The following is a 26,985-nucleotide window of genomic DNA, read 5'->3' on the forward strand; positions in this document are numbered from 1 at the left end:
GGTCCAGTTCATCGCGGGTCTCCGGGCTGTTGCTTGGCGCCCGATCCTAGCAGCGCGCCCGGCGGCGCGGCGTTGCGGCAGATCAAGGGCGGGCCGCGCCTGTGCGCTGACGGCGCGCGGAGCGTCGCGATTGGGCTCGCGGGGCGGGCCGCGACGGCGCTAACGGATGGATGTGCCGAGGGAGGCGCGCGATGGAGCTGGACTGGCACGCGGAGCGGGCGGAGCTGCCCGAGCTCACCCTTCTCGACCGCGAGGCGATCGAGGGCGGCATCGACATGGTGGCGGTCAGGGCCCACCGGCTGGGCCGGCTGCGTGCCGAGATGGCGCGGCGCGGCATCGCGGCCTGCGTGCTGTTCGATCCCGTGAACATCCGCTACGCCACCGGCGCGCGCAACATGCAGATCTTCCATGCGCGCAACCCCGCGCGCTACCTGATCGTCGCCGCCGAGGGGCCGGCGATCCTCTACGAGTTCACCGGCTGCATGCACCTGGCCGACGGGCTGGAGACCATCGACGAGGTGCGCCCCGCGATCACCGCGAGCTTCGTCGCCGCGGGGCCCGGGATCGGCGCGCGCGAGGCGCACTGGGCGGCCGAGACCGCCGCCGCGCTGCGCGCGCTGGTGGGCGCGGGCGAGACCATCGGCATCGAGCGGGTCAATGCCGGGGCGGCGGCGGCGCTGGGGGCGCAGGGCTTCCGGCTGGTGGACGCGCAGGAGCCGGTCGAGATGGCGCGGGCGATCAAGTCCGCCGAGGAGGTGAAATGCGTGCGCGCGTCGCTGCGCGCCACCGAGGTGGCGGTGGCGCGGCTGAGGGCCGCGATCCGGCCGGGCATGACCGAGAACGCGTTGTGGTCGGTGCTGCACCAGGCGGTGATCGCGCAGGACGGCGATTACGTGGAGACGCGGCTGCTCAATTCGGGCCAGCGCACCAACCCCTGGTTCCAGGAGTCGGGCCAGCGGGTGATCGGCAAGGGCGACCTGATCGCGCTGGACACCGACGTGGTGGGCTGCTTCGGCTACTATGCCGATTTCTCGCGCACCTTCCACGCCGGCCCGGGCCGGCCGACGCGGGCGCAGCGCGAGCTCTACCGCACGGCGCACGAGCAGGTGCACCACAACATGGACGTCATCAGGCCCGGCATGAGCTTTGGCGACTATGCCGAGCGCGCCTGGGAGATCCCCGAGCGGTACTTCGCCAACCGCTATTACCTGTCGGCGCACGGGGTCGGGATGACCGGGGAATATCCCTATCTCTACCACCGCGCCGATTTCCCCGAGGCCGGCTATGACGGGGTGATCGAGCCGGGCATGACGCTGTGCGTGGAAAGCTATATCGGCGAGGAAGGCGGGTCCCAGGGGGTCAAGCTGGAACAGCAGGTGCTGGTGACCGAGGCGGGGATCGAGCTGCTCTCGCGCTTTCCGTTCGAGAACGCGCTGCTGGCCTGAGGCCGGCCCGTCCTTGCGCGCTCAGGGCTCGGGCCGGGGCGCCTGAAGCGGGTCACCGGCGCGCTGGGGCGCCGGCGGCCCTGGGTGGCGGGGTCGGCGGTGCGTCTGCGGCGCCTTACCTCTTGAGCGCGTTCTCGTAATTGTTGAACGCCTTCATGTGGCACTGGGTCAAGAAGCCGCCCTTCTTCCGCCCTTCGGCGAAGCACCTGTCGACCGCCTTGGAGAAATCGGCCATCGCCGTCCTCTCCTCGCCGGTCGCCTTGGGCGAGAAGTTGTAGTTGATCTCGCCCATTTGCCCGGACTTCGCGTCCATCACGATCCTGTGCATCGCCATGGCGCCGAACACGCACTGCATCCTTTGCGTCTCGGTGTGGCCAGGCGAGACGCACATCTTCATCGCGGCATCGACCGAATGCGGCCGGGAAACCGCGGCGACGGTGGGGCCTGCGAGAAGTGCCGCCGCCAGAAGCGCGGCGGTGCCGAGGGATTTGGTCTGGAGGGACATGGCCGTCGTCCTTGACAGGTTGCGGGCTCGCCGATCCCCGCCCGGCGGGACCCCGCGACGGCGGTGGAGAGCCGCGGCGATCGCGGTCCTCCGCCGCCGGCCCGGCCGGCGCGCGGAGGCGATCGTCGATGCATTAAATTATAAAGCCGCGCGCCGCCTCCAAGGGCGCTCACGCCTGTGTGAGAGGGCCGGACCGGGCGATGGCCGCGAGCGCCGGCTCGAGGCGGTCCGGGTCGCCGGCGATCTCGAGCGTCTTGAGCCGCGAGGTCTCGCCCGCGACCAGCGTCACGGCGGATTTCGGCAGGCCAAGAGCCCTGGCCAGCAGCGCGATCAGCGCGGCGTTGGCGGCGCCGCCGGCGGGCGGCGCGGTGACCCGGGCGATGAGGCAGGGCCGGCCCGGCGCCGCCTCGCGCATGCCGCCCAGCGCGTTGGCGCCGGCGCGCGGGGTCAGGCGGACGACCACACGCAGCCCGCCGGGCGCGCGGCGCCAGGGCGGCGCGGGCACCGGGCGCTCAGTAGCCGTAGGCCAGGGGGCCGAGATTCCTGTTCACCACCACCTGCAGCGCGAACAGCAGGAACAGCACGATCACCGGCGAGGGGTCGAGCCCGCCGAGGTCGGGCAGAAAGTTGCGGATCGGGCGGTAGACCGGCTCGAGCAGGCGATTGAGCCCGTTCCACACGTTCCACACCAGCGGCTGGCGCAGGTTGAGCACGTCGAAATTGATCAGCCAGCTGAGAATCACCTGGATGATGATCATCCACCAGACGATGCCGACGGCGGCGTTGAAAATGATCAGGAACGAGGCCATTTGCGGGCTCCGGTGGCTCAGGGTTCACAGGTCTCTAGCCGCCCCGGCGGGCGCGATCAAGGGCACGCATGCGGCACGCGGTGCCGCTTGACAGCACCCGTGCCCGCGCTTAGAGGAGGCGCGCGCGGGGCCGTAGCTCAGTTGGGAGAGCGCTGCAATCGCACTGCAGAGGTCAGGGGTTCAAATCCCCTCGGCTCCACCAGAAAACTTCCGTATTCCAGTCGCTTGAAGGACGCCTGAGGCCAACCTCGGTCGCGTCGTTTCAGCTGCCGCCACACACGGCCACGCTGGACGGGCGCCTCTTGCGGCCACGATCAGGAGACGAGGCACCAAGCGGGAAGCGCAGATTCGGCGCCGGGCTCATCGCCCGATTTCTCGATCTTTCGACATCCAGGCTGACGCAAGAACCGGTCCCGACCCTGGAAACTGGTCCGAACTGACCGCGAATTATCGGGCGCAATCCTGTTGAGAGAGGAGTGCCCGGTTGCCGAAGAATGGCTTCACGGACGCGCAGTTCGCCTTCGCTCCAAGACAGGCCGAGGCCGGGACGACGATCGGCGAGGTCTGCCGCGAGACGGGGATTGCCGAACGTCGCGATTCGCGCCCGGATCCGAAGCCGCATTGGCATCAAGGATCATTTTGCCATCGCTATCGAAAACACAGATGCTGGTCATCTCACGCGAGACCTCGAACTCTGCGAACAGGAGCACATCCCGGAACCTTCTGCTGCGTTGCATTCCGGTGGCAAGCAGCCCGCTCGACGCCGGATTGACTGTCGGCCCGCTCGTCGCTGACGGGATACCCCCGTCCCTGGGCCTCCCGGATCGCCCGCGTCTGCGCTGCAAAGGAATTGTCTGAGGCGGGCGGGTTGGGGACCGACGTGGGCTTGCCCTGTCACGACGCCGGCTTCTCGACCACGAAGACCAGAAAGGGCCAGAGAGGCACGCCAAAGCGTTTCAGTAACACCACCCGCGCACCCGCTGCCCGCAAAGTCGGCAGGACGCTCACCGACCGGCATCCCATCGAAAGCCAGGGCACCCGCCAGGCAACGTCTTCCACAGCGCCGGCGAGGCGTCCGAGGAAGGGATTGCGGGGCATGGTGGAATGGGCGATGCCGATCCGGCCGCCAGGCCGGGTCACGCGGTAGATCTCGGACGCACCCGTCTGCGGGTCGTAGACCGGACACAGACTGTAGGTGGAAAGCACCGCGTCGAAATGGTCGTCGGGGAACGCCAGGCGCACCATGTCCCCGGTCCGAAACTCGAGGCGGTCGAGAACACACTGCCGCGAGGCCTTCTGTCGGGCCACCTCCAGCATGCCCTCGCTGAGGTCGAAGACCATCACCCTTCCGCCCGGCCCTGCCTTCCTCGTGGCCAAGAGCGCAGTCGCGCCCGTCCCGGCTCCGCAGTCGAGCACAGCATCCCCCTCTCCGACCGTCGCCTCGACGAGGAGCGCCCGGCCCCTCTGATCCGATCTCAGCGTCAAAAGCGCATGCAGCGCGTCGTAGCTGGAGGCAAGCCCGTCATAGAGGCGATGCAGCCTCTCCCGGGGCAGCGCCGGGCGTGGTTGTGCCACCGATTCTGCCGGCTCATCTTCGCTGCGGCTCGCGCACATCCAGACGTCCCTTGAAGCGTCTCATTTGGCCCACGAGTGCCGCCGGACGACAGGCTTGTCGACAGCCCTACTCCTGCAAGAGCTCCCGCTCAATCAAAGGCGCCCGCCTTGTGGCGATGAGATCTGGGCCGAAAGCTGCCGCCTCGGGGCCGTCAAGCAGCGAACGAGAGCAGTTGACACGACCCCGGCCTCAAGAAACGATATGTCCCATTGTGTGCTCGCACGGCAAGGTTACCGCTGCTGGGGGAGAGCAACGCCCATGATGGACGAGCCGTACCGAGACTGGACCGAGGGCAATCTCGACCGTCTCTACGGCTTTGCCTACGCACTGACCCAGGACGGCGACCGCTCGCGCGATCTGGTGCAGGAGTGCATGCTGCGCGCACTCGGTGCCGCCCGGCGACCGCGGGACGAGCCGGCCTACCGGGCCTGGCTGTTCAGGATTCTGCGCAACGCCTTCATCGACGAGTGCCGCAAGCTTCGTCGCGAGACGTGGCTCGACCCGGACGCCGACTTCGTAGACGACGCCGAGGCGGGCTGGGGCGGCGATGCGCGTCTGGTCGACATCGTAACCGTACGGCTCACCATGGCAAAGCTTTCGGTCGCGCACCGCGAGGCGATCGCTCTTGTCGACTTCGTCGGCTTGACCTATGCGGAGGCTGCCGCGGTTCTTGGCGTTCCGGAGGGCACCGTGATGAGCCGGATGTCTCGGGCCCGAAAGGCGCTGCTGGCGCTCATCGAGGAAGGCAATGTGACTCCGTTCGAGCGGGCACGGGAGTCGGGGCGCTGAGCATGCGATCGCCGGACTGGACCACCCTGAATGCCTATGTCGATGGCGAGCTCGATTCCCGCGCCGCCGCCGCGGTGGCCGAAGCCGCGGGTCCCAACGCCGCGGTCGCCAACGACATCGCGGCGCTCTATCGCCTCAAGGGCATCGCCCATGACGGCTTCCCGGAGGCCCCGCCCGATCTCGCCGTGCCGCTTGCGCGGCCGCGCCGCCGCGCGCCGATGGTCTGGGTCGCTGCAGCGTGTCTGGCACTCGCGGTGGTCGTCACCCCGTGGCTGCTGGCCCCCAAGCCGATGGCGCCGAAGCTTCCTCTCGACGACCTGGCAACGGCCCGGGCCCTGCATTCAGAATGGTTGAGCGCCAAGGCCGGCGACGCTAACGACGCCTCCGTGACGCTGATGAGCGCGCTCAGCTACTTCAAGCAGCTGCCGGTGATCCCCAACCTGGCGAGCGCCAGGCTGACCATCACACGGGTCCGCCTGGCGAAGCGAGACGGGGGACCGGTTCTGCAGGTCGGCTATCGCGGCGTGCACGACTGCCATCTCAGTCTCTTCGTCTTCGCCTCGGCCGGCATGCCCAAGACCATGGCGCGGGTCGATGTCGGGCTCGAGCGCGCCTACGGCTGGCAAGTCAATGAGCTCGGCTACATGCTGTTCGCCCGCGGCATGGACAAGGCCATGCTGGATCTGATCGCACACAAGGTCGAGCATGAAACGCGCACGCGCGCGCCCTTCGATGATGCCACGGCAAAGCTGCTTGCCCAGCGCAAGCGTCACAGCAAGAGCTGCGTGACCTGAGGGGCCCGCGCGGGCCAGGGAAGTTTTTCGCATCCCCGCTCGTTTCTTCCTGACAAGGGCAGCGACGACAATTTCGGCGCAAGCTGCACCTTGTCCGGAACGTGGACTTCCAGGGAGGGGAAGCAATCATGCATTTGCGGCAAACAGCACACGGCGTAACGCGGCGCGACTTCACGAAGATTGCCGGCGCGGCGGGCCTCGCACTCGGCGTCTCGCCCGCGGCGCTCAGGATGGCATTTGCGCAGGAGGCGGATTCGGCCGCGATCATCGCTGGCAAAAAGGCCGGCCTGATCGTGCACAATGCCAAGCTGGGCGTAATGGAGACGCCGATCACGCTGCTTCGCCAGTACAAGCACACGCCGAAGGAGATCCTTTTCAGCCGGCTGCATTTCCCCCACGAGGGGGCCGCCGCCTGGTACGCGACAACCGCGGTGCCCAACGTCAGCGATTGGACCATCCGCATCGATGGCCTGGTCGAGCGCCCGCGCGATGTCCACATCGCCGACCTCGCCAAGATGGACCAAGTCAAGCGGGTCTCGGTCATCCAGTGTGCCGGCAATGGCCGCTCGTTCTACGCCGCCAAGCAGAAGGTTGCCGGCGGCCAATGGCTCAATGGCGGCATGGGCAATGTCGAGTGGGAAGGCGTTCCACTGAAGCAGTTGCTCGATGCCGAGAAGCTCGGCGTGGCCAGCTCGGCCAAGTGGCTGACTGCCGAGGGATGGGACCAGCCGGCGACACCCGTGGGCTCCGACTTCGCCAAGAGCTACCATATCGGCGACCCCGCGCTCGACAATGCCATCCTTGCGCTCAAGATGAACGGTGAGCCGATCCCGGCGGTGCACGGGGGCCCGGTTCGCCTGATCATCCCCGGCTACTACGGCAACATGAACGTCAAGTTCCTCACCGTGCTGCAATTTGCCGCCGAACAGTCGCCGAGCGCCTACCAGTCGGTCGGCTACCGCATGCCGCTGAAGCCGGTCGAGCCCGGCCAGTTCGAGGCCAACGACTACACGCTGGAGAACAGCCGCCCGACCTACGGGCACAAGATCAAGAGCGTGATCTTCTCGCCGCTGCCCGAAGACAAGCCCAAGGCGGGCGAGCACCACATCACCGGCGTTGCCTTCAACGACGGAATGGCCGAGATCACCATGGTCGAGGTGTCGAGCGACGGCGGCAAGACATGGACCAAGGCCAAGATCGAGCCGGCCGAGAGCCCCTGGGCCTGGTACCACTGGTCCGCCAGGCGCAAGCTTTCCTCAGGCAAGAATGTGCTGATGACGCGCGCCACTGACGCACTGGGGCGCAGCCAGCCGATGAACGGGCTCACCCGCTGGAACCCGCGCGGTTACGAGTGGAACGGCGTTCAGCATCTCGAGATCACCGTCTGATCGGACCGGGGCGACGCATTTGCGCGTTGCCCCGCCCTTTCCCCTTTACCTGGAGCCGCACGTGCTACGGGCTTTCCTCCTTCTGTTTCTCTCAGGCGCGGCACCTTCGGCCATGGCCGCGGAGCAGCGCATCGAATTGCCGAAAGGCCCGGGGCGCGATCTCGTCTATGGCCAGTGCCAGACCTGCCACGACCTGCAATCGCTGCGCGATTCGGCGGGGATCGGCCGGGGGGCCTGGGACGCGGTGCTCGACAACATGCGCAACTTCGGGCTGCGGATCAGCAACGACCAGCGGGCGCGGATCCTCGATTACCTCGCCACCTATCTCGGGCCGAACCCACCACAGGAGTCACGCAGCGCCTCGGCGGCCTCCGAAAGCCCGGCCGACGGCGCACGGGTCTTCTCCGACATATGCAGCGCCTGCCACCAGCCGGACGGGGCCGGCGAGGACAAAAAATTCCCGCCGCTGGCGGGCAACGCCGATCTTTTCCTTTCGCCGCAGTTCCCGGCCCTGGTGGTGCTCAACGGCATGAGGGGCGCCATCGAGGTGGAAGGCAAGCCCTTCGACAACGTCATGCCCTCGTTCGATTTCCTCTCGAACGCGGAGATCGCTGCGGTGCTGAACTACGTGCGCGGCCAATGGGGCAACGACGCGCTGACCCCATCCGGCATGGACAAGCTGTCGCCTGACGACATCGCTGCGGCGCGCCAGAAGAGCATGACCGCCGAGGACGTCCATGCCCTGCGCAAGGGACTTGTGCCATAGCCGGCGACTGCGCCGTTTCGCGGACGCCAGCTGCGCGCTGTGAGCAAGGTCGCTTGACGTCGCGCACGACCAGCTCGCCAACGGCAGGAGGTTTTCGCGCGTTGAACCCCATCGACGACGTGACCAAGGAACGCCTGGCGGCGACCCGGGATACCGCGCTTGCGGGCAAGCCGGCGGAGTGCGCGCCGGCCATCCTGATCGGCCGGCGCGGGAAGCCCAAGGCCGTCGTCAGCGACAACGGCACCGAGGTCACCTCCACAGCGGTGCTGGCCGTCACCCGGAACAGGAAGCTCGACCGGCGCCATAGCGCGCCTGGCAAGCGAACTCGAGACACGCTTTCTCGGAGAGCCTCCAGGGCCGGAGGCGCGAGGAGTGCCTCAGCGAGCACCTGTTCTGGTCGATGGGGCACGCTCGCGTCGTCATCGCCGGGTGGGCGACGGACGAGCGCGCCCGCCGGCCGCACTGGGCGATCGGCGACCAAACGCCTGCGGCCAGGGCCGCGGCACTGAACACGCAATGGCCACCGGCGCGCCGCCCGATCGAGGGCTCCACGCCGATGGAAGTCGCTCACGCCGCGCACATGCGCAATGCGCAACCCGGAATTCCAGTCGCCGGCGGATGAGCGACGGGGCACGTCAGATCGGCTCCGCCAGCCTCTACCTCGGGACAACTCGGCGTACCTTTTACGCACCGATCACGCCGTTCGGGTTGCTGGCCGGGGGCGTCTGTTTCGGCCGCTCAAATCGGCACCAAGCCCGCTAATCGCGGCCCGTGCCGGCGGATGAACTACGTCCGGTATAGTGCAATAGGTCCATGACAACCTGAAGTTGTACTTTGAAAGCAAATGGAATTTTTTCTGGATTTGCCGTAATGTGACCGTCAACTCGCGTGTTTTCCAACGTGACGTCAAGTGAGGGGGTAAGGTGATGAAAATCGGTATGATGGCTTTTGCCGCCGCGGCGGCGGTTTCGGTGGCGGCGATCTCGGCGGGGTCAGTGGCGTTTGGACAGTCCGCCAGCGACGTCGTCACGATCGACGGCGATTTTTGCAAGGTTTACGACGCAGAGACGCCTCGGAAGATTTTCACGATTTTTCCGCCTTCAAATGGCGGCAGTGCGTTCGTGGAGAAAACGATCACGCCGGCGGGGATCCTCAAATTCACCTGCAGCGGCACGCTTCCGGATGGCGCTGTTCCGCCCACGCAAAGAGCGATCTTGCTGACCGAGTCGGACGTGAACAACCCCTGCACAATCAGGCTCGATCCTAAGATCGTTCAGACGACTGACGACTGGCAGGAAGTCATTACGCCTTCCGGGCAGGTAAACGTGACCTGCTTGTACAATCCAAACTCGCCATAGCCGACGCCAGACCAGTTCGCACCGGCGCCAGGTAGCCGGGCCGGAGACGCATCGCGCGCAGCGGGTCAGGCCGCGACCGGCCGGTTGGTCATGGCATCCGCGCGGCCGCGCAGCGCGGCTGCAAACGCCGCCCTGCCGCGGCTATTGACCCGTTGCCGATGCCTGGCCGTTGCGCTCGGAGGCGTCGAGCGCTCGCTGAACGATGGCGCGCAGCTTTGGATCACCGTTCGCGGCGGCCAGGCGCAGCCGCTGCCAGGCGGCATCGGTGCCGATGCGGGCAAGACCGTCCACCGCCAGGCTGAACACCCCGGGATCGGTATCGTGCGAGAGCACCGCTCCCAGGGGATCGACTGCCTCGATGCCCCAGGTTCTGGCGAGTCCGCGCACCGCTGCGCGCCGGATCGCGGTGTTGTCGTCGTGGAGCTGCTCGATCAGCACGGCCCGGGCCTCGGGCGCGCGGATGCGGCCGAGCGCCATGGTCGCGAGGATGCGGATCGAGATGTTCGGGTCGTTCCGGGCCTGGGCGATCAGGTCGTCGAGCGGCGGGTGTTCGAAGCCGTTGATGGCGCGCTGCAGGGCCTTCTGGCGTGCCTTGAGATCGTCGCGCTCGGTCGGGGCGGCGCGGGCACGGGCGGGCCGCGGCGCGGCAGCGGCCGCGCCGGCCGTGCCGGGTGCGGTGGCGGGGGTGGAGCAGTCGCCGGTCGAGAGGATCAGCAGCCGCACCATGCGGTCGCGCGCCGCCGCACCGTCGGGGTGATACTCGGCGACCCAGGAGCAGCCGCGCAGCAGGGTCTCGAGCAGGTCGGCAAGCGGGACGCGGGAGCGGGACAGGCTGACCTGCTCGTCGAGCGGGCCCGGCGCGACCAGCTTGAAGCCCGCCTGGCGCGCGAGGTCGTGCAGCGCGGCGAGCAGGGACGCGTGGCGCAGCTCGGCCGACACCGTGGCGCCGTCGACGCTGAGCCGCAGCTCGCGTCCCCTGTCGGCCGGAGCGCCGCCATCCGCCGGCACGCCCACACCGCAGGCCAGCACTCCGGCCAGCACACAGCCGCCCCGCGCGCGATGCCACCCGTTCGACATGGACCCGGTCCCACCCCTTCGCCCAGCGCGCGCAGCATAGCGCAAACGGCGCGCCGGGGATAGCGTCAGCGGTCCTCGGGGGAGGCCGGCGGGGCGTCGTCCACCGGCTTGCCGGGGCTGGCCTCGGCAGTCTCGGCGATCCGGCCGGTCTCGTCGGCGACCGGCGCGGGCGCGGGCCTGCCTTGCATGGCCACGTGCATCGGCGGCGCGTTGCCCTGCTTGTCCTCGCCGAAATAGATGGTCTGGTGCGGGAACGGGATCTCGATGCCGCGCTCGTCGAAGACGCGCTTGAGCACGCCGTTGTAGGCGCGGCCCACGCCCCACTGCTTGCCGGGCAGCGTCTTGATGCGGGCGCGCACCATCACGGCGCTGTCGCCGAAGGAATTGAGGCCGAACCACTCGAGATCGCCCATCAGCAGGGGGGCCTGGTCGGGATCGGCGCGCAGCTCGTCATAGGCGTCGTGCATGGCCTGTTTCACCTCATCGACGTTCTCGCGGTAGGCCACGCCCATGTCGCAGACATAATAGGCGAAGCCGCGCATGAAGTTCGAGACCATGTCCACCGAGGAGAACGGGATGATGTGGTAGGTGCCGTTGAGGTCGCGCAGGCTGACCGAGCGGATGGTCAGCCGCTCGACCACGCCGGTGGTGCCGCCCGCGGTGACCACGTCGCCCACGTTGATGGCGTTCTCGAACTGGATGAAGACGCCGGTGATGATGTCCTGCACCAGCTTCTGCGCGCCGAAGCCGATGGCGAGCCCGAGCACGCCGGCCGAGGCCAGCAGCGGCCCGATGTTGAGCCCCGCCTCGGACATGGCGAACATCAGGGTGATCACCAGGACGGCGATGGTCGCGGCGTTGCGCAGGAGCGTGAGCAGGGTCTGCTCGCGCGAGGTGGGCGGGCGGCCGTAGTCGGGATTGAGGCGCCAGTCGACCCACGAGCCCATGGCCAGCCAGACGAGGGAGCCCAGGACCAGGATCAGGGCGACGCCGATGACCTGGCCCGAGAACTGGGCGCCGAGCCGGCTGCCCAGCCAGCCGCCCGCGTCGATCAGCCCCACGGTGTCGAGGGCGAACAGGATCACCGCGGCAACCACCAGGACGTGGAAGGCCAGCAGCACCTTGGGCACGAAGGCGTTGAGGCGGCGCTCGAGCAGCGGCAGGCGCTTGTTCACCGCGTCGGGCAGGCTCACACCGCGGGCGATGGCGCGCCTGAGCCACGTGGCGGCGATGTAGCCCACGATCACCGCGAGAAGGATCTGGCCCGAGGCGCCGAGCACCGGGAACAGCATGTTGCCCGGCCGCGCCAGCACGATCAGCGCCAGGCCCGCCAGGTAGATGAGCGCCGGCCAGTGCCAGTGCCGCGCCAGCAGGCCGAGCGTGCCCGGGCGCCGCCCGCCATTGCCGGACAGCCAGTCCGCCACCGGCCGGCGCTTGGCGAGCACCATGCCGGCCAGCACGGCGAGGGCGATCAGGCCGATCACCGCGCCGACCGCCCGGCCCGCCGACCACGACACCTGCTGGGTCGCCACGGGCACGACCAGCACCTGGCCGTAGCCGAGCAGAGCGATCAAGCGCACCAGCCAGCGGTCGAGAAAGCGCACCGCGCCGTCGCGCAAGGGCAGCAGGCGCAGTTCGGCGGCACCCGGCGCGATCAGGGCCCGCAGCACCACCTTGGCCAGCTGCACCGCGAGGAAGGCGTTGAGGTAGAGCGTCTGCAGAATCGCGATACTGCCGAATTCGCCAAAGGCGGTGACCGCGATGGCATAGCCCGCCGCCCAGGCCGCGACGACCACCAGCGCGTCGATGCCGGTCGAGGCGATTGCCAGGATGAGCGTGCGCCAGAAGCCCGCGCGGGCCGCCGCCCGGCCCATGGCGCCCCAGAGCCGGCGGGCGAGGCTGCGCAGCACCAGGAACACCGCGTAGGATGCGGCAATCGTCAGCGCCAGATTCTTGAGGCTGTCGCTGAGCTTGCTGAGGTCGGCCTGGCCGAGCGCGGAGAAGGTATCGGGTGCGTGCGAGAGCTGGTTCCAGAAGCCCTGGATCGCGGTTGCGGTCGCCTGGGCGGCAGACTGCGTCGCTTCGGCGATACGGCGGATGACCGACGGCCCCGGCCCCGATTGCGTGCCCGGCGCGGCGGCTGAGGCGGTCGGTGCTGCGGCGCCCTTGGAGCCGGCAGCGCCCTTGGCGGCGATCTGCTCGAGCTGCTTGATCAGGGCCTCGCGGGCGCGGTCGTCGCGCAGCACCTTGATCAGCGCCTCGGCGTTGCTGGCGGCGGTGTCGGGCTGGGTGGCGCTGTGCTGCGCGGCGGCCTTGGGAGGGGAGGGCAGCGGCGAGCGTGCCGCGGCCGGCAGCGCAAGGGAGAGGATCAGGACCACGGCGGCCACGAGGGCGTGGGCGTACGCGAACGGCGATGCGTGGCTGACGGCGTGTCGGTGCAAGGTTTCCCTCCCGTGCGGGTCTGCGCAGTGCTGAACGTCTGGCCAGGCGCCGCGCTGCCCGCGCGGCGCGGCGGCAGACGGTTTATCCGCCGGGCGCGCAGGGTGCAAATCGGCGGCCGGGCGCGCGCGCTCAGGCGATGCCCGGCACCTTCTACGCGCCGTCGTCCGCGATGGATCACCCGCCCCGGGGCGCACCGGGCTCAGGTGCCCGCGGGCTAATCGGAGTACCTCATGTTGGCGGCGCGCAACCGGCGGATCAGCGTGCGGATATAAGCCAGCGCCTCTGCCGGGCTGGCCTCGAGCAGATCGAGGATTTCGTCGGGGGTGTAGGCGACGCAGACCGTTGTCCGGGCTGCTATCACCGTCGCGGTGCGCGGCGAGTCGTCGATGATGCCCATCTCGCCGAACACCTCGCCATAGCCGAGCCGCTCGGTCACGCGCCAGCCCGCCTCGCCGGAGATGCGGTCGGTGCCGATGCGGACCTCGACCTCGCCCGAGACGATCTGGTAGCACAGATCGCTCGGGTCGCCGGCGGCGAAGATCTGCTGTCCGGCCTCGAATGTGATGCGCTTCATCGCCGGGTCTCCCGCCTGGTGGTTCGTTGCTTCGCCGCGCTTGCCTCGCTGCCGAATTTTTCAGAAAACCCGGGGAGCGGGAAGGGCAATCGCGCCCGGGTGATACGGCGCGGAGGGGGCGGCATGATCCGCGTGAGCGACGACATCGCCATCGAGCCCTGGGAGATCACCGAGACCTTCGCGCGCGCCGGCGGCCCCGGCGGGCAGAACGTGAACAAGGTCGAGACCGCGGTCTCGCTGCGCTTCGAGGCGGCGCGCTCGCCCAACCTGCCCGAGGCGGTCAAGGCGCGGCTGAAGCGGCTGGCCGGGCGACGCTGGACCGCGGACGGTGCCGTGGTGATCGAGGCGCGGCGCTACCGCAGCCAGGCGCGCAACCGCGAGGACGCGCGCGAGCGGCTGGCGGCGCTGATCCAGCGTGCGACCGAGAAGCCGAAGCGGCGGGTGCCGACCAAGCCCTCGAAGGCGGCGAAGCGGCGGCGGGTGGAGGCGAAGGCGCGGCGCGGCCAGGTGAAGCGGCTGCGCGAGGCGCCGCGGGGGGAGGACTAGGCCGCCCACGGGTCGGGGCGGCTAGGCTGCGATGGCCCTGCCGATGTGCGCGGCCGCGGCGGCGACGCCCGAGCCGCCCACCGGTGCGCCCATGGCGGCGAGGGCGGACTCGATGGTGCCGAGCGCGCCGAGCACCATGGGCGGGTTCAGGTGCCCCATATGGCCGATGCGGAAGGTGCACGCCTCCAACTCGCCGAGGCCGATGCCCAGGGTGAGCCCGGCCTGCTCCTCGGCGGTGCGGCGCAGGCGCGCGGCGTCGATCGAGCCGGTCAGCACGGTGGTGACCGAGTCCGAGCGCTCGGCCGGCTCGGTGACGTTGAACTCGATGCCGCCGGGGCTGGCCCAGGCGGCAACGGCGGCGCGGACCGCCTCGCCGAACACGGCGTGCCGGGCCCAGACGTTCTCGAGCCCCTCCTCGGCGATCATGTCGAGCGCCTCGCGCAGCGCATAGAGGTGCGGCACCGGCGGCGTGCCGCAGTAGCGCCAGTAATGCGGGCCGTCGCCCATGCGGGGGGTCCAGTTCCAGTAGGCGCTGCGCAGGTCGGCGCGCTCGTGCACCGCAAGCGCCCGCTCGCCCGCCCAGGTGAAGCCCAGCCCCGGGGGCACCATCAGCCCCTTCTGCGAGCCGCCCACGGTCACGTCCACGCCCCAGGCGTCCATCTCGTAGGGCACGCAGCCCAGTGAGGCGATGCAGTCGACCATCAGGAGCGCCGGGTGGCCGGCGGCGTCGATGGCGCGGCGGATCGCGGCGATGTCGTTGATGACCGAGGAGGCGGTGTCGACCTGCACCACGAGGACGGCCTTGATGGCGTGCGCGCGGTCGGCGCGCAGGCGGTCCTCCACCGCAGCCGGATCGACGGCGCGGCGCTTCGGCGCATGCAGGGTCTCGATCTCGAGGCCCAGCGTGCGGGCCATCTCGCCCCAGCTCACGGCGAAGCGGCCCGATTCGAGCACCAGCACGCGCTCGCCGCGGCTCAAGCAGTTGCTCAGCGCCATCTCCCAGGCGCCGTGGCCGTTGCAGCTGGCGACGAAGGCATGGCCGGCGGTGCGCGCGATCGCCGGCAGCTCGGCCAGCACCGAGTTGGAAAGCTCGACCAGCGCACCTTCGTAGATGTTCGGCATCGGCCGGTGCATGGCGGCGAGAACTCGGTCGGGGATCACCGAGGGGCCGGGGATGGCGACGAGCGGACGGCCGAACTTCAGCGACATGAGAGTGAGCCTTCGACATTTGAACCGGCGCGCAGGCTAGCGGCGGATGCCGGGAAGGCAAGCGCTCAATCGCTGATGGCGGCGATCACGCGGCGTTATGCCGGGGCAGCCCCGCGGCGGCTTGGCGGACGGTGCCGCCCCTTGCGGCAAAATTTCAACAAATCGACATAAAATGGCCCCGCAGAATGTCATTTTTGCCGGTTTGCATGTAATTCTGTGCCGACCGCTTGGGGGTGGAATGTGGTCTCGATGATGCGGCCGTTGATCAGTGTGGCGTTCGGGGTGCTGGCCTGGGCCGCGATGGCAGGCCTGCGCGCGCCGCCGATGAGCGACGCCGAGCAGGCCGGCTTCGACCAGGCCTGCCGCTACTACGAGGCGCGGGCAGCGATGGCGCGGCAGGCACAGCCTGGGGAATTCGTGGTCATCCTGGCCGAGGCCTGTTCCAGGGCCGAGCGGCTGCTCGAGAACGGCACGCCCGAGCAGCGCCGGCGTTCGGGTGTGCTGCTCGACCGGATCGCCGCGCTGCGCGCCACGGTGGTGGGGCTGAACGCCGCGGCGGCCGGGCGCGGCAGGGCGGACGGCCTGCCGGTCACGCCCTCGGGCGAGTTCCTGATCGCGCACCGCCTGGGCGTGCTGAAGGCCTTTCACGCCTGGCTTGACACAGGCGTGCAGTTCTCGGTTGCCTCCTACCCCTGAGGTCAACCGGGAGGCGCCCGTGCCGGGTACCGTGCGAATCGCCATGTGGTCGGGGCCGCGCAACATCTCGACGGCGATGATGCGCGCCTGGGAGAGCCGCGCCGACACGCAGGTGACGGACGAGCCGTTCTATGCCTGCTATCTGAGGGCCACCGGGCGGGACCACCCGATGCGCGAGGCGGTGATCGCGTCGCAGCCGGGCGACTGGCAGGCGGTGGCGCGCGCCTGTGCGGCGGACACCGACGCGCCCATCCACTTCCAAAAGCACATGTGCCAGCACATGATCGCCGAGGCGCCGTCGGGGTGGATGGCGGCCTGCCGGCACGCCTTCCTGATCCGGCCGCCTGAGGCGGTGGCGGCCTCGTTCCGCGAGCGCTGGCCCGGCATGGGCGCGGACGACGGGGCGGACGACCTGGGCTTTCGCCGCCAGGCCGAGCTGTTCGAGCATGTGCGCGGGCTGACCGGCGCGATTCCCCCGGTGATCGAGGCCGACGACGTGCTGCGTGCGCCAGAGGCGGCGCTGGGCGCGCTGTGCGCGGCTTTGGGGGTGGCGTTCGACCCGGCGATGCTGGGCTGGGCGCCGGGGCCCCGCGCCTCGGACGGGGTCTGGGGGGCGCACTGGTATGCGCGGCTCTACCGCACCACGGGCTTCGCGCCGCCGCGCCCGGCCGGGCCGGTGCCCCAGGGGCTGGAGGACATCGTCGCCCGGTGCCGGCCGTTCTATGAACGGCTCAGGGCGCACAGGCTGGCGCTGTGAGACCGGGGTGAGCGATGCCGCGCTTTGCCGCCAACCTGACCGTGATGTTCACCGAGCGCCCCTTCCTCGACCGCTTCGAGGCGGCTGCGGCGGCGGGGTTCCGGGCGGTGGAAGTCCTGTTCCCCTATGACTGGCCGGCGGCGGAGATCCGCGCGGCGCTGGAGGGGGCCGAGCTGGAGCTAGCGCTGTTCAACGTGCCGCCGGGCGACTGGGCGGCGGGCGAGCGCGGGCTGGCGGCCCTGCCCGGCCGCGAGGCGGCGTTCCGCGCCGCCTTCGCGCAGGCGCTGGACTATGCGGCGGTGCTGCACCCCGGGCGAGTGCACGTGATGGCGGGGCTGGCCGCAGGCGCGGCGGCGCGCGAGACCTATGTCGCCAACCTGGCCTGGGCGGCGCAGGCCGCCGGCGCACAGGGCCTGACCATCGAGCCGATCAACAGCCGCGACATGCCGGGCTATCACCTGGCGACCTCATCCGAGGCCGTGGCGGTGCTCGACCGGGTGGGGGCGGGCAATCTCGGCCTGCAGCTCGACCTCTATCACGCGCAGATCATGGAAGGGGACCTGACGCGCCGGATCGAGCGGCTGGCGGCCCGACTCGCGCATGTGCAGATCGCCGGCGTGCCGGACCGGCACGAGCCCGATGAGGGCGAGGTGAACTACGCCCACCTCTTGGCGCTCCTGGACCGGCTGGGCTATGCCGGCTTCGTGGGCTGCGAGTACCGCCCGCGCGGGCGCACGGAGGACGGGCTGGGGTGGCTTGAGGCGGCCCGGGGTTGATGGCGCCGATCGGTTCCCGGGCCTGACAGGCGGGGCCTTGCGTCTTCGAAGCAAGGGGGCCGGGCTCGGTGCCGGCTCCCTCTGTTTTCAAGCGCCTCAGTAGGTCACGGTGACGATATTGGAGCAAGAACCGCCGGTAGTGTGCTCGCAGATCTGGAAGTTGTAGCTTCCGCTGCCCTTGTTGCCGAGGCTGTAGGTGTAGGGGCTGCTAGAAGTTGCCACTGTGTCTACGACGACGCCGTCCTGGTGGATATCGACATTTGCTGACGCTGCGCCGCTCCACGTCAGGTCAACGGTTTGCACCCCTTTAACCTTGTAGGCGTTCGCGGTGAGAGTAAAGGAGCTGCCGCCTCCGCTACCGCCCGACACCGAAACGGTCTGACTCGCGGGCGCACTGCTGGCCCCGCCATTATCGGTGACGGTCAGGGTGACGGTGTAGCTGCCGCCGGCCGTGTAGTTGTGGGTCGGGTTCTGCAAGGTCGAGGTGCCCCCATCGCCGAAATTCCAGGCCCAGCCGGTGACCGTGCCGTCGGGGTCAGTCGAGGCATCGGTGAACGTGCAGTCGAGGCTCGAGCAACTATAGCTGAAGCTCGCCGACGGCGGCTGGTTGGTCGAGGTGCTCGACTGCGAAACCGTGACTGTGGTGCTGGTGTTGGCAGTTCCATTATAGGTGACGCCGGTTCCGCCGATACCGGTGACCTGGAAGGTGACACTACCGATATTGTTCTTGAGGTTGCTCTTGGTGATCGTGCACCAGCCGGTCGAGTCGGTCGTGCAACTGCCGCCGCCGTTGGTGCCGCTGATCCAGCTTCCGTTCACGATGGCCCCCGGGACCGGCAGGCCCAGGTCGCTCTCCTTCACGAGCACGCGCACCTGCGCGTCCCAGCGCCCGCCATGCACGACGCTAGTGCCGTCGAGGCTGGCGACATGGGCAGTGACGGCCATCGCCACGGTGTGGCTGGTGCTGCTGGAAAGTCCGCCGCTGTCGGTGACCGTCAGGCCGACCGTGTAGGTGCCCGGAACCGTATAGAGGACCTGCAAAGGATAAATCAGATCCCAATCCGAATTGTTCGTGTCTCCGTCGCCGAAAGACCATTCCCAGGAAGTGGTCGGGACGCCACCATCGTCGGTCGATGTGTTGTGGAAATCGCAAGTCCAGCCGCCGACGGTAGCGTTGAATGGACACGGGTTCTGCGGCACCGTGAAGGAGGCGACCGGCGCCTGGTTCGCAACGGTCACGCTCTTGCTGGTGCTGTCGGTGCCGCCGTCGTTGTCCGTTGCCGTCAGGGTGACGGTGTAGGTACCGGCGGCGGCGTAGCTGTGCGTCGGGTTCTGCGCCGTCGAGGCGCCCCCGTCACCGAAGTCCCACGACCAGCCAGTAACCGTGCCGTCGGGGTCAGTCGAGGTGTCGGTGAACCTGCAGTCGAGTACCGAACAGTCGGAGGTGAAGTTCGCCGTCGGCGGGGTGTTGGACGACGAACTGGCGGAGACGCTCTGGCTGATGATGTCGGTGGCGCCCTGATTGTCCGTCACCGTTAATTTAACCGTGTAGGTGCCGCCGGCGGCATAGGTATGGCTGGGCGTCACCCCGCTGCCGGTCGAGCCGTCGCCGAAGTCCCAAGCGTAGCTGGCGATGGTGCCATCGCTGTCCGATGATCCGGACGCGTCGAAATTGCAGGTCAGGTTCGTGCAGGAAGACGAGAAGGCGGCTATCGGTGGGTGGTTGCCGGCACCCCCGCCAGCCGCCGCGACCGCCTGGTCGGCCTGGACGAAACCGAAGCCGGTGTCGAAGTCGAAGCCGGTCGTGGTGTCCTCGGGCGTGCCCTCGGGCCGCGGGTTCATGTTCAGCGCCGTCGACTCGAGGTCATGGTAGATCTGCGCGGGCGTGAGCGAGGGATTGGCCTGGAGCATCAGCGCGGCGACGCCTGCGGCGTGCGGCGCCGCTGCCGAAGTGCCGAAGAAGTTCGGCCAGGTGTCGGTGTCTCGCGTGCTGTCGGCATAGAAGAAGGTGGTGTTGGCACCGTCCGGTCCGACGATTTCGGGCTTGAGGCGCACCTCTTCGCTGGTCAGCCGATTGCCGGCCTGGTCGAACAGGATCGGCGTGCCGCCGGCCGACGAGAAAGACTCGAGTTGCGCCGTCTCGGCTCCCGAGGCGTTCAGTTCGCAGTCGTCCCAGGTTTGCGACGTCGCCCCCGTGGTATCGCACCCGCCTCCGGGCGTCGCCTGCCAGTAGGCGGCTCCGACGGCCTCGGCGCTGGCGGCGTTGGAGTGGCCGTAATTGGTCGAGGAATTGGTGGCGTAGTCCCAGGTGACCCCACCGTTGAACACGATGTACTTCATCTTGCCGGGCGCCGGGCCGCTGTAGTGCGCGATCAGCAGGTCGTAGGTCCCCGGAGCCACGCAGCCCACGCAGTTGCCGGCATTGAACTGAAGGATCTCGATCGGGTCTCCGGTGCCACCATTGTTGAGGGCGTTGTTGTCGGTGCTGCTGGCGACCAGCGAAGAAGTGCCGCTCGCATCAGCCGGCGTCGTAAGGTAGATGTCCATGTCGCTCTGCGACTGGCCGAAAGGCTGGTCCCATTGCAGCACGAGCGAGACCACGGTGGGGCTGGTGTAGTTCGGGATGGTGAGGGTCTGGCTCCAGTCTCCCGGATTGGCGGCAGTCCCTTCGACTCTGTCGAAAGCCTGCAGCATGCCCCGGTCTTCGAGTCCGAAAAGACCCTGGACGTAAAACTCCTCGCCACTGGGATAGAAGGCGTCCTCGTAGCTCTGGCGGGCGGCGTTGCCGGCGGCAGAGAAGTACGGGATGCCCTGAGCGACCACGCTGTCGACCGCCTGGGCCACGATACCGTCCTGGAACATCGGCTCGGTGAAGTAGAAGACGTCGTCGACGATGACGTTGGCCGCGCCGCCCTGCGGCCCGGTGTCGGCCAGCTGGGTGATGCCATTGGCGAAGTCGGCCATGCCGTTGTAGGCGGTGTGGAAGGCGAAGTTGGTGCCCGGCGCAACGTCATAGGCGAGCTGCATCATGGCCCGGCCTTCGTCGAGGCCGGAGTTCGGGGATTCTTCCAGCACCTTGATGCCCGCCGGCAGGTCGCCGGTGGACTGATCGGTGGCGTAGCCGTTCTTCAGGTTGAAGCTGTCCGAGAGCACGCCAATGCGGAGCCCGGCGCCGGTGTAGCCGCTGTTCTGCACGGCGTCGGCGTACATGGCGGCGACGCCCCCGCTGGTGACCTCGCCGACATTGACCATGGGTTTGAATGAGGCGGAGATCGCCTGCAGCCCGGGCAGCTCGACGGCGCGGGCGATGGCGCCGTAGGGCAGCTGGCCCGAGATGACCTGCTTGTAGACGCTGGCATGCTGCATGCCGAGCTTCTCGAGCGCAGTCAGCAGGGCCTGCGGATCGCCGGTGGCAACGACGTCGACGACGATGTGGCCGGGGGTGAACTGGAGGGTGGTGTTCGAGGGCTGGAACGCGCCCGACACGCCCTGGCGCTGGTGCGCGGCGAACTCGAGCGCGACCTCGCGAAGGGCACCGTTGGCCTTGGACCAGGCGCCTTGCGGCTTGCCGAGAAGCCCCGGCGGCGTGCCCGGCTGCGCGCCCGATCCAATCGGCAGCGTCGCCTCGGCAGCACCTGCGATCTGCGGGGAAGCCATTGCGAACGCAAACAAAAGACCCACGACCCAAGTCCGAGTATTGGGTGCCATCGCAAATCCCCTCTCGTCGCGTGTACTGCCTCAACAAATTGTTCTTGGAAGTTGATTCAAAAATCCCCGCATCTGCACGAGTTGTCAAGCAAAACCGTCCTTCCGGAATGCAACCAGGCACGGAATTTCGTTCCGTAATACAATTATTACGCGAGTAATGCGGAGCCACTTTCCCGAAACCGGACATGCGGCTTGCGCGCCGCGCCGCGGGCCCCTTGCGCCCGTGTGCGTTTGACCGTAAATGCCCGGGTGCCGCTGCATGCAGGGGTGTAGCTCAGTTGGTAGAGCGGCGGTCTCCAAAACCGCAGGTCGGGGGTTCGAGACCCTCCGCCCCTGCCAGCGGCGAAAGCTGAGAGGACAGGCAGGCCCATGATCAATCCAGCCCAGTTCATCGCCCAGGTCCGCGCCGAGGCGTCCAAGGTGGTCTGGCCCTCCCGCAAGGAGGCCGGGATCACCACGCTGATGGTGCTGGCGCTTTCGGCGCTCACGGCAATCTTTTTCGTGGTCGTCGACTTCTTCCTGCACATCGGGGTGGACACGATCCTCGGGTTCCGGGGGGGTTGATTTTCCGGGCGTTTCGGTCTATCGGGCGAACTCTTCACAGACAGCGCGGCGCGCGCCGATTCGGGCTGCGCGCCCTTATGGTTGGGGCCCGCACCGAAACCACTGAGTTCACAAGGGGTTAGGGCGGCAAGGCGGTCGTATCCCGGGTGCCCGGCTCAGCGGGGCTCGCCGACCGGAGGCAAGGAACGCGACGCATGGCGAAACGCTGGTACTCGGTCCACGTTCTCTCGAACTTCGAGAAGAAGGTCGCTGAGGCGATTCGCGAGGCCGCGCGCGTGCAGAGCCTCGAGGACGAGATCGAGGAGGTGCTAGTCCCCACCGAGGAGGTGGTGGAGATCCGCCGCGGCCAGAAGGTCAATGTCGAGCGCCGCTTCATGCCCGGCTACGTGCTGGTCAAGATGGAGATGAACGAGCGCACCTATCACGTCATCAACAACCTGCCCCGCGTGACCGGGTTCCTCGGCCCGCAGGGCAAGCCGACGCCGATGCGCGACGCGGAAGTGGCGCGCATCCTGCAGGAGGTCGAGGAGGGGGCCGAGCGGCCGCGCCCCGCCGTGACCTTCCAGGTCGGCGACAAGGTGAACGTGACCGACGGGCCGTTCGAGAGCTTCCAGGGCATGGTCGAGGACGTCGACGAGGACAACGCGCGGCTGAAGGTCTCGGTCTCGATCTTCGGCCGGGCGACACCGGTCGAGCTGGAGTACTCGCAGGTCGCCAAGACGGGCTGAGCCGGGGCGAGCTGAGAGCGCATCGTGGGAGGCGAGGACGGCGCGCCGTCCGGACCGGACCACGCCCCTGAAATCCCGCCCGGCGCGCCGGGCGGGCGCGGAGAGAGGAAAGCGAGAGCATGGCGAAGAAAGTCATCGGCACGCTGAAGCTGCAGGTGCCTGCCGGCAAGGCGAACCCGTCGCCGCCGATCGGCCCGGCGCTGGGCCAGCGCGGCATCAACATCATGGAGTTCTGCAAGCAGTTCAATGCGCGCAGCCAGGAGATCGAGCCGGGCGCGCCCTGCCCGACCATCATCACCTATTTCGCCGACAAGTCGTTCTCCTTCGAGATCAAGACGCCGCCGGCGTCCTACCTGATCAAGAAGGCGGCGCGGCTGAACGCGGGCGCCAAGATGCCGGGGCGCGAGACAGTCGGCTCGATCAGCGCCAAGCAGGTGCGCGACATTGCCGAGGCGAAGATGAAGGACCTCAACGCCACCTCGGTCGAGGCAGCGATGAAGACCATCGCCGGCGCCGCCAAGTCCATGGGTATCGAGGTGAGGGGCTGACGATGGCGAAGCACGGAAAGCGCCTGCGCGAGGCCAAGACCGCAGTCCGCGAGAACGGGCTGGTGGCGCTCGGCGAGGCGATCAAGTTCGTCAAGGCACATGCCAAGGCGAAGTTCGACGAGACCATCGAGTTGGCGATGAACCTGGGCGTCGACCCGCGCCATGCCGACCAGATGGTGCGCGGCTCGGTCAACCTGCCGAACGGCACCGGCAAGACCGTGCGCGTGGCCGTCTTCGCCCGGGGGCCGAAGGCCGAGGAGGCCGAAAAGGCGGGCGCCGACATGGTGGGCGCCGAGGACCTGGCCGAGGCCGTGCAGGGCGGCAAGATCGACTTCGATCGCTGCATCGCCACGCCGGACATGATGCCGGTGGTCGGGCGGCTGGGCAAGGTTCTGGGCCCGCGCGGCCTGATGCCGAATCCCAAGGTCGGCACAGTCACCAACGACGTGGCGCAGGCGGTGCAGGACGCCAAGGGCGGCCAGGTGCAGTTTCGCGTCGAGAAGGCCGGGATCGTGCATGCCGGCATCGGCAAGGCGAGCTTCGGCGAGGACAAGCTGCTGGAGAATGCGCAGGCCTTCGTCGATGCGATCCAGCGCGCCCGGCCGGCGGGCGCCAAGGGCACCTATCTGAAGAAGGTTGTGGTCAGCTCGACCATGGGCGCCGGCGTGCCGGTGGCGCTCGAGAGCCTGTCGCGCTGACACGCGAGATCCCCGGCGGCGGCGCCGGGGCTGAAGCCGGGGGGCTCGCCCCTCCGCCCGTCCGAGACGGTGGGTGGACCGGAAGGTCCGTAAGTCCCGCCATAGACGGGGACACGGTACAGGATCGGCCCTTCGGGGCGCGAGATTGGCCAGTCCCCGGACGGGGACCGGGTGCCGGGCGCGGGATGCGGCCGGTGCCGAACGGAGCCGGCGGCCCGCGAGGGTCGCCAAACTTGGAGTGGAAACCGTGGATAGAGCCCAGAAAGAAAAGGTGGTCGAGGAACTCGGCCAGGTCTTTTCCGAGGCTGGTGTCATCGTCGTGATGCACTACCAGGGCCTGACGGTTGCCGAGATGTCCGACCTTCGCACCCAGATGCGTGACGCTGGGGGCAAGGTCCGGGTCGCCAAGAACAGGCTCGCCAAGATCGCCCTCGAAGGCAAGCCGGGCCAGGGAATCGACGAGTACCTGACCGGCCAGACGGCCCTCGCCTACTCACCCGACCCCGTCGCGGCCCCCAAGGTCGTGGCGGAGTACGCCAAGAAGAACCAGAAGCTGGTGGTTCTCGGCGGCGCCATGGGGTCGACCATCCTCGATGCGGATGGGGTGAAGGAGTTGGCCTCGCTGCCCTCGCTGGACGAGCTGCGCGCCAAGCTGATCGGCCTGATCCAGGCCCCGGCTGGCAAGATTGCCCGGGTGGTCAGCACCCCGGGCACGCAGTTGGCGCGCGTTCTGGCCGCACGGGCCGAGAAGGAAGGCGAGGCGGCGTGAGCGCCGCCCCACGAGGCAACCGACGGGCCGGGGTAGGGCAAAGCGTCGCTCTTTCACCGGCATCTGTCGCGACACATATGAGGAACCGTAAATATGGCTGATCTTTCCAAGATCGTTGACGATCTGTCCAACCTGACCGTGCTCGAGGCTTCGGAGCTGTCGAAGCTGCTCGAGGAGAAGTGGGGCGTCTCGGCCGCCGCGCCGGTGGCCGTGGCGGCCGCAGGCGGTGCAGCTGCCGCCCCGGCCGAGGCCGAGGAGGAGAAGACCGAGTTCGACGTCATCCTCAAGGCCGCGGGCGCCGAGAAGATCAAGGTCATCAAGGAGGTCCGGGCCATCACCGGGCTGGGCCTGAAGGAGGCCAAGGACCTGGTCGAGGCCGGCGGCAAGGCGGTCAAGGAAGCTGCCTCGAAGGAGGAGGCCGAGAAGATCAAGGCGCAGCTCGAAGGAGCCGGTGCCGAGGTCGAGCTGAAGTGAGCGCGCGGGGCGTGCCCCGTGCGTAAATAAACAGCGAAAGGCTGGACCCGCCCTGGTGCGGGTCCAGCCCGCGTCGTCTCGGGCCGTGCCGGCGCACGGTCCAAGAGGACGCGGGAGCCAGGGGCCCGGGACACCGCCGGCGGGGGCCGCCGGCGCGCAGGCAAGGGGCCCTGCAACAGAGCGAGAGACGCCCCAGGGCCGCCGCCCCCCAGCGGCCAGGGCAGGCAGATGAGCCGAGGACGGATATGGGTGTTCTTTTCTCCGGGCGCAAAAGGATTCGGAAGCATTTCGGCAAGATCCGCGAAGTCGCGGACATGCCCAACCTCATCGAGGTGCAGAAGAGCTCATACGACCTGTTTTTGAAGAGCGGCGACGGCGACGTCCCGGCCGATGGGCAGGGCGTACAGGGCGTGTTCCAGTCGGTCTTCCCGATCACCGATTTCAACGAGACGGCGACGCTGGAGTTCGTGCGCTACGAGCTCGAGCACCCGAAATACGATGTCGAGGAATGCGTGCAGCGCGACATGACTTATGCCGCGCCGCTGCGCGTTACCCTGCGGCTGATCGTGTTCGACGTCGATGACGAGACCGGCGGGCGCTCGGTCAAGGACATCAAGGAGCAGGATGTCTACATGGGCGACATCCCGCTGATGACGCCGCACGGCACCTTCGTGGTGAACGGCACCGAGCGCGTGGTGGTCAGCCAGATGCATCGCTCGCCGGGCGTGTTCTTCGACCACGACAAGGGCAAGACGCACTCCTCGGGCAAGCTGCTGTTCGCCGGGCGCGTGATTCCCTATCGCGGCTCGTGGCTGGACTTCGAGTTCGACGCCAAGGACATCGTGCACGTGCGCATCGACCGGCGGCGCAAGCTGCCGGTGACGACGCTGTTCTACGCGCTGGGCATGACGCAGGAGGAGATCTGCGACCTGTTCTACGGCCGCGTGACCTTCACGCGAAACGGCGAGGGCTGGTCGGTGCCGCTCAATTTCGATCGGCTGCGCGGCGCCACGCCCGCCTATGACCTGATCGACGCCAAGAGCGGCGAGGTGGTGGCGGAGGCCGGCACCAAGATCAAGCCGCGCGAGCTGAAGAAGCTGGCCGAGGGCGGCGCGCGCAACGTGGTCGCGCCCTACGAGTCGATCGTCGGGCGCTACGCCGCCGTCGACATGGTCAACGAGGAGACCGGCGAGATCTATGTCGAGGCGGGCGACGAGCTGGACGCCGAGACGGTGGAGATGCTGGGCGAGCAGGGCATCGAGACCATCGAGACGCTGGATATCGACCACTTCAACGTCGGTGGCTACATTCGCAATACGCTGGCGCTCGACAAGAACGTGAGCCGCGAGACGGCGCTTCTGGACATCTACCGGGTGATGCGCCCGGGCGAGCCGCCGACCATCGAGGCGGCCGAGGCGATGTTCCAGTCGCTGTTCTTCGACCCCGAGCGCTACGACCTCTCCGCGGTCGGGCGCGTGAAGATGAACATGCGGCTCGAGCTCGACGCCCCCGACACCCAGCGCACGCTGACCAAGGAGGACATCCTGGCGGTGGTCAAGGCGCTGGTCGAACTGCGCGACGGGCGCGGCGAGGTGGACGACATCGACCATCTGGGCAACCGCCGCGTGCGCTCGGTGGGCGAGCTGATGGAGAACCAGTACCGCATCGGGCTCTTGCGCATGGAGCGCGCGATCCGCGAGCGCATGAGCTCGGTCGAGATCGATACCGTGATGCCGCAGGACCTGATCAACGCCAAGCCGGCGGCCGCGGCGGTGCGCGAGTTCTTCGGCTCGAGCCAGCTCAGCCAGTTCATGGACCAGACCAACCCGCTTTCGGAAGTCACCCACAAGCGGCGCCTCTCGGCGCTGGGTCCGGGCGGGCTGACGCGCGAGGACGCGCTGTTCGACATCTACCGCGTCATGCGCCCGGGCGAGCCGCCGACCGTAGAGA

26 protein-coding genes, 2 tRNA genes and 1 pseudogene are annotated in these 26,985 nt (G+C 68.5%); 20 read left to right on the forward strand and 9 right to left on the reverse strand.

Features of this window, described 5'->3' with window-relative positions; all coding sequences use genetic code 11:
- Positions 1–191: 191 nt before the first annotated feature.
- A complete protein-coding gene (locus tag AC32QD_RS02535; RefSeq protein WP_492008909.1) occupies positions 192–1,445 on the forward strand; it encodes a M24 family metallopeptidase in 1,254 nt (417 codons plus the stop codon).
- 115 nt (positions 1,446–1,560) lie between these two features.
- Here the strand turns inward: AC32QD_RS02535 and AC32QD_RS02540 are convergent, their stop codons facing one another.
- The 3 genes from AC32QD_RS02540 to AC32QD_RS02550 form a co-directional block, all read right to left on the reverse strand.
- Positions 1,561–1,950, reverse strand: a complete 390-nt coding sequence (locus tag AC32QD_RS02540; protein ID WP_492008910.1) for a hypothetical protein — start codon at positions 1,948–1,950, stop codon at positions 1,561–1,563.
- Between the two features lie 169 nt (positions 1,951–2,119).
- Positions 2,120–2,455, reverse strand: a complete 336-nt coding sequence (locus AC32QD_RS02545) for a DUF167 family protein (RefSeq protein ID WP_492008911.1) — start codon at positions 2,453–2,455, stop codon at positions 2,120–2,122.
- A 7-nt stretch (positions 2,456–2,462) separates the two neighbouring features.
- Positions 2,463–2,759 (reverse strand): YggT family protein, encoded by a 297-nt coding sequence (locus AC32QD_RS02550; RefSeq protein WP_492008912.1) that lies wholly within the window; start codon positions 2,757–2,759, stop codon positions 2,463–2,465.
- A 126-nt stretch (positions 2,760–2,885) separates the two neighbouring features.
- Here AC32QD_RS02550 and AC32QD_RS02555 point away from each other — a divergent pair.
- Positions 2,886–2,961 (forward strand) — tRNA-Ala (locus AC32QD_RS02555).
- Positions 2,962–3,653: 692 nt separating this feature from the next.
- On the opposite strand, the gene AC32QD_RS02560 is transcribed toward AC32QD_RS02555, so the two are convergent.
- A complete protein-coding gene (locus tag AC32QD_RS02560; RefSeq protein ID WP_492008913.1) occupies positions 3,654–4,373 on the reverse strand; it encodes a class I SAM-dependent methyltransferase in 720 nt (239 codons plus the stop codon).
- Positions 4,374–4,632: 259 nt separating this feature from the next.
- Here AC32QD_RS02560 and AC32QD_RS02565 point away from each other — a divergent pair, with 259 nt between their 5' ends.
- The 6 genes and pseudogenes from AC32QD_RS02565 to AC32QD_RS02590 all read left to right on the forward strand — a co-directional run bounded on the left by AC32QD_RS02565 (position 4,633) and on the right by AC32QD_RS02590 (position 9,469).
- A complete protein-coding gene (locus AC32QD_RS02565) occupies positions 4,633–5,163 on the forward strand; it encodes an RNA polymerase sigma factor (protein WP_492008914.1) in 531 nt (176 codons plus the stop codon).
- Between the two features lie 2 nt (positions 5,164–5,165).
- Positions 5,166–5,957: a hypothetical protein gene (locus tag AC32QD_RS02570; RefSeq protein WP_492008915.1), complete on the forward strand. Its 792-nt coding sequence runs from the start codon at positions 5,166–5,168 to the stop codon at positions 5,955–5,957.
- 128 nt (positions 5,958–6,085) lie between these two features.
- Positions 6,086–7,345 carry a sulfite oxidase gene (locus AC32QD_RS02575; RefSeq protein ID WP_492008916.1) on the forward strand — a complete coding sequence of 420 codons (1,260 nt, stop codon included), beginning with the start codon at positions 6,086–6,088 and terminating at the stop codon, positions 7,343–7,345.
- A gap of 112 nt (positions 7,346–7,457) precedes the next feature.
- Positions 7,458–8,111: a c-type cytochrome gene (locus AC32QD_RS02580; RefSeq protein ID WP_492008917.1), complete on the forward strand. Its 654-nt coding sequence runs from the start codon at positions 7,458–7,460 to the stop codon at positions 8,109–8,111.
- 346 nt (positions 8,112–8,457) lie between these two features.
- Positions 8,458–8,733, forward strand: a pseudogene (locus AC32QD_RS02585) (integrase core domain-containing protein); the annotation flags it as partial.
- A gap of 304 nt (positions 8,734–9,037) precedes the next feature.
- Entirely contained in the window at positions 9,038–9,469 is a 432-nt protein-coding gene (locus tag AC32QD_RS02590; protein ID WP_492008918.1) for a hypothetical protein, read from the forward strand.
- A 141-nt stretch (positions 9,470–9,610) separates the two neighbouring features.
- Here AC32QD_RS02590 and AC32QD_RS02595 read toward each other — a convergent pair whose 3' ends face one another.
- The 3 genes from AC32QD_RS02595 to AC32QD_RS02605 form a co-directional block, all read right to left on the reverse strand.
- Entirely contained in the window at positions 9,611–10,546 is a 936-nt protein-coding gene (locus tag AC32QD_RS02595; RefSeq protein ID WP_492008919.1) for a HEAT repeat domain-containing protein, read from the reverse strand.
- Positions 10,547–10,611: 65 nt separating this feature from the next.
- Complete coding sequence (locus AC32QD_RS02600; protein WP_492008920.1) at positions 10,612–12,987, reverse strand: mechanosensitive ion channel domain-containing protein; 2,376 nt, start codon at positions 12,985–12,987, stop codon at positions 10,612–10,614.
- Between the two features lie 215 nt (positions 12,988–13,202).
- Positions 13,203–13,562: a cyclic nucleotide-binding domain-containing protein gene (locus AC32QD_RS02605; protein ID WP_492008921.1), complete on the reverse strand. Its 360-nt coding sequence runs from the start codon at positions 13,560–13,562 to the stop codon at positions 13,203–13,205.
- Positions 13,563–13,685: 123 nt separating this feature from the next.
- Between AC32QD_RS02605 and arfB the strand changes: the two genes are divergently transcribed.
- Positions 13,686–14,108, forward strand: coding sequence for an alternative ribosome rescue aminoacyl-tRNA hydrolase ArfB (gene arfB, locus AC32QD_RS02610; RefSeq protein ID WP_492008922.1), 423 nt, complete (start codon positions 13,686–13,688; stop codon positions 14,106–14,108).
- A gap of 21 nt (positions 14,109–14,129) precedes the next feature.
- On the opposite strand, the gene AC32QD_RS02615 is transcribed toward arfB, so the two are convergent.
- Entirely contained in the window at positions 14,130–15,317 is a 1,188-nt protein-coding gene (locus AC32QD_RS02615; protein WP_492008923.1) for a pyridoxal-phosphate-dependent aminotransferase family protein, read from the reverse strand.
- Between the two features lie 261 nt (positions 15,318–15,578).
- Between AC32QD_RS02615 and AC32QD_RS02620 the strand changes: the two genes are divergently transcribed.
- Genes AC32QD_RS02620 through otnI form a run of 3 tightly spaced genes read left to right on the forward strand, consistent with a single transcriptional unit; the run spans position 15,579 to position 17,546 of the window.
- Positions 15,579–16,013, forward strand: a complete 435-nt coding sequence (locus tag AC32QD_RS02620; RefSeq protein ID WP_492008924.1) for a hypothetical protein — start codon at positions 15,579–15,581, stop codon at positions 16,011–16,013.
- 19 nt (positions 16,014–16,032) lie between these two features.
- A complete protein-coding gene (locus tag AC32QD_RS02625; protein ID WP_492008925.1) occupies positions 16,033–16,770 on the forward strand; it encodes a sulfotransferase-like domain-containing protein in 738 nt (245 codons plus the stop codon).
- 14 nt (positions 16,771–16,784) lie between these two features.
- Positions 16,785–17,546 (forward strand): 2-oxo-tetronate isomerase, encoded by a 762-nt coding sequence (gene otnI / locus AC32QD_RS02630; RefSeq protein ID WP_492008926.1) that lies wholly within the window; start codon positions 16,785–16,787, stop codon positions 17,544–17,546.
- Positions 17,547–17,642: 96 nt separating this feature from the next.
- Here otnI and AC32QD_RS02635 read toward each other — a convergent pair whose 3' ends face one another.
- Positions 17,643–21,254: a PKD domain-containing protein gene (locus tag AC32QD_RS02635; RefSeq protein WP_492008927.1), complete on the reverse strand. Its 3,612-nt coding sequence runs from the start codon at positions 21,252–21,254 to the stop codon at positions 17,643–17,645.
- Positions 21,255–21,517: 263 nt separating this feature from the next.
- On the opposite strand from AC32QD_RS02635, the gene AC32QD_RS02640 reads away from it, so the two are divergent.
- The 8 genes from AC32QD_RS02640 to AC32QD_RS02675 form a co-directional block, all read left to right on the forward strand.
- Positions 21,518–21,593 (forward strand) — tRNA-Trp (locus AC32QD_RS02640).
- 30 nt (positions 21,594–21,623) lie between these two features.
- Entirely contained in the window at positions 21,624–21,818 is a 195-nt protein-coding gene (secE, locus tag AC32QD_RS02645; RefSeq protein ID WP_492008928.1) for a preprotein translocase subunit SecE, read from the forward strand.
- 194 nt (positions 21,819–22,012) lie between these two features.
- Positions 22,013–22,546 carry a transcription termination/antitermination protein NusG gene (gene nusG / locus AC32QD_RS02650; RefSeq protein WP_492008929.1) on the forward strand — a complete coding sequence of 178 codons (534 nt, stop codon included), beginning with the start codon at positions 22,013–22,015 and terminating at the stop codon, positions 22,544–22,546.
- A gap of 119 nt (positions 22,547–22,665) precedes the next feature.
- Positions 22,666–23,094 carry a 50S ribosomal protein L11 gene (gene rplK, locus AC32QD_RS02655; RefSeq protein ID WP_492008930.1) on the forward strand — a complete coding sequence of 143 codons (429 nt, stop codon included), beginning with the start codon at positions 22,666–22,668 and terminating at the stop codon, positions 23,092–23,094.
- Positions 23,095–23,096: 2 nt separating this feature from the next.
- Positions 23,097–23,792 carry a 50S ribosomal protein L1 gene (gene rplA, locus AC32QD_RS02660; RefSeq protein ID WP_492008931.1) on the forward strand — a complete coding sequence of 232 codons (696 nt, stop codon included), beginning with the start codon at positions 23,097–23,099 and terminating at the stop codon, positions 23,790–23,792.
- 247 nt (positions 23,793–24,039) lie between these two features.
- Positions 24,040–24,561 carry a 50S ribosomal protein L10 gene (gene rplJ / locus AC32QD_RS02665; RefSeq protein ID WP_492008932.1) on the forward strand — a complete coding sequence of 174 codons (522 nt, stop codon included), beginning with the start codon at positions 24,040–24,042 and terminating at the stop codon, positions 24,559–24,561.
- A 93-nt stretch (positions 24,562–24,654) separates the two neighbouring features.
- Positions 24,655–25,035, forward strand: a complete 381-nt coding sequence (rplL, locus tag AC32QD_RS02670; protein ID WP_492008933.1) for a 50S ribosomal protein L7/L12 — start codon at positions 24,655–24,657, stop codon at positions 25,033–25,035.
- Between the two features lie 245 nt (positions 25,036–25,280).
- Positions 25,281–26,985 (forward strand): DNA-directed RNA polymerase subunit beta family protein (locus tag AC32QD_RS02675; protein WP_492008934.1); only part of this gene is annotated, 1,705 nt, incomplete at its 3' end.

The sequence above is a fragment of the Thermohalobaculum sp. genome (assembly GCF_058622915.1).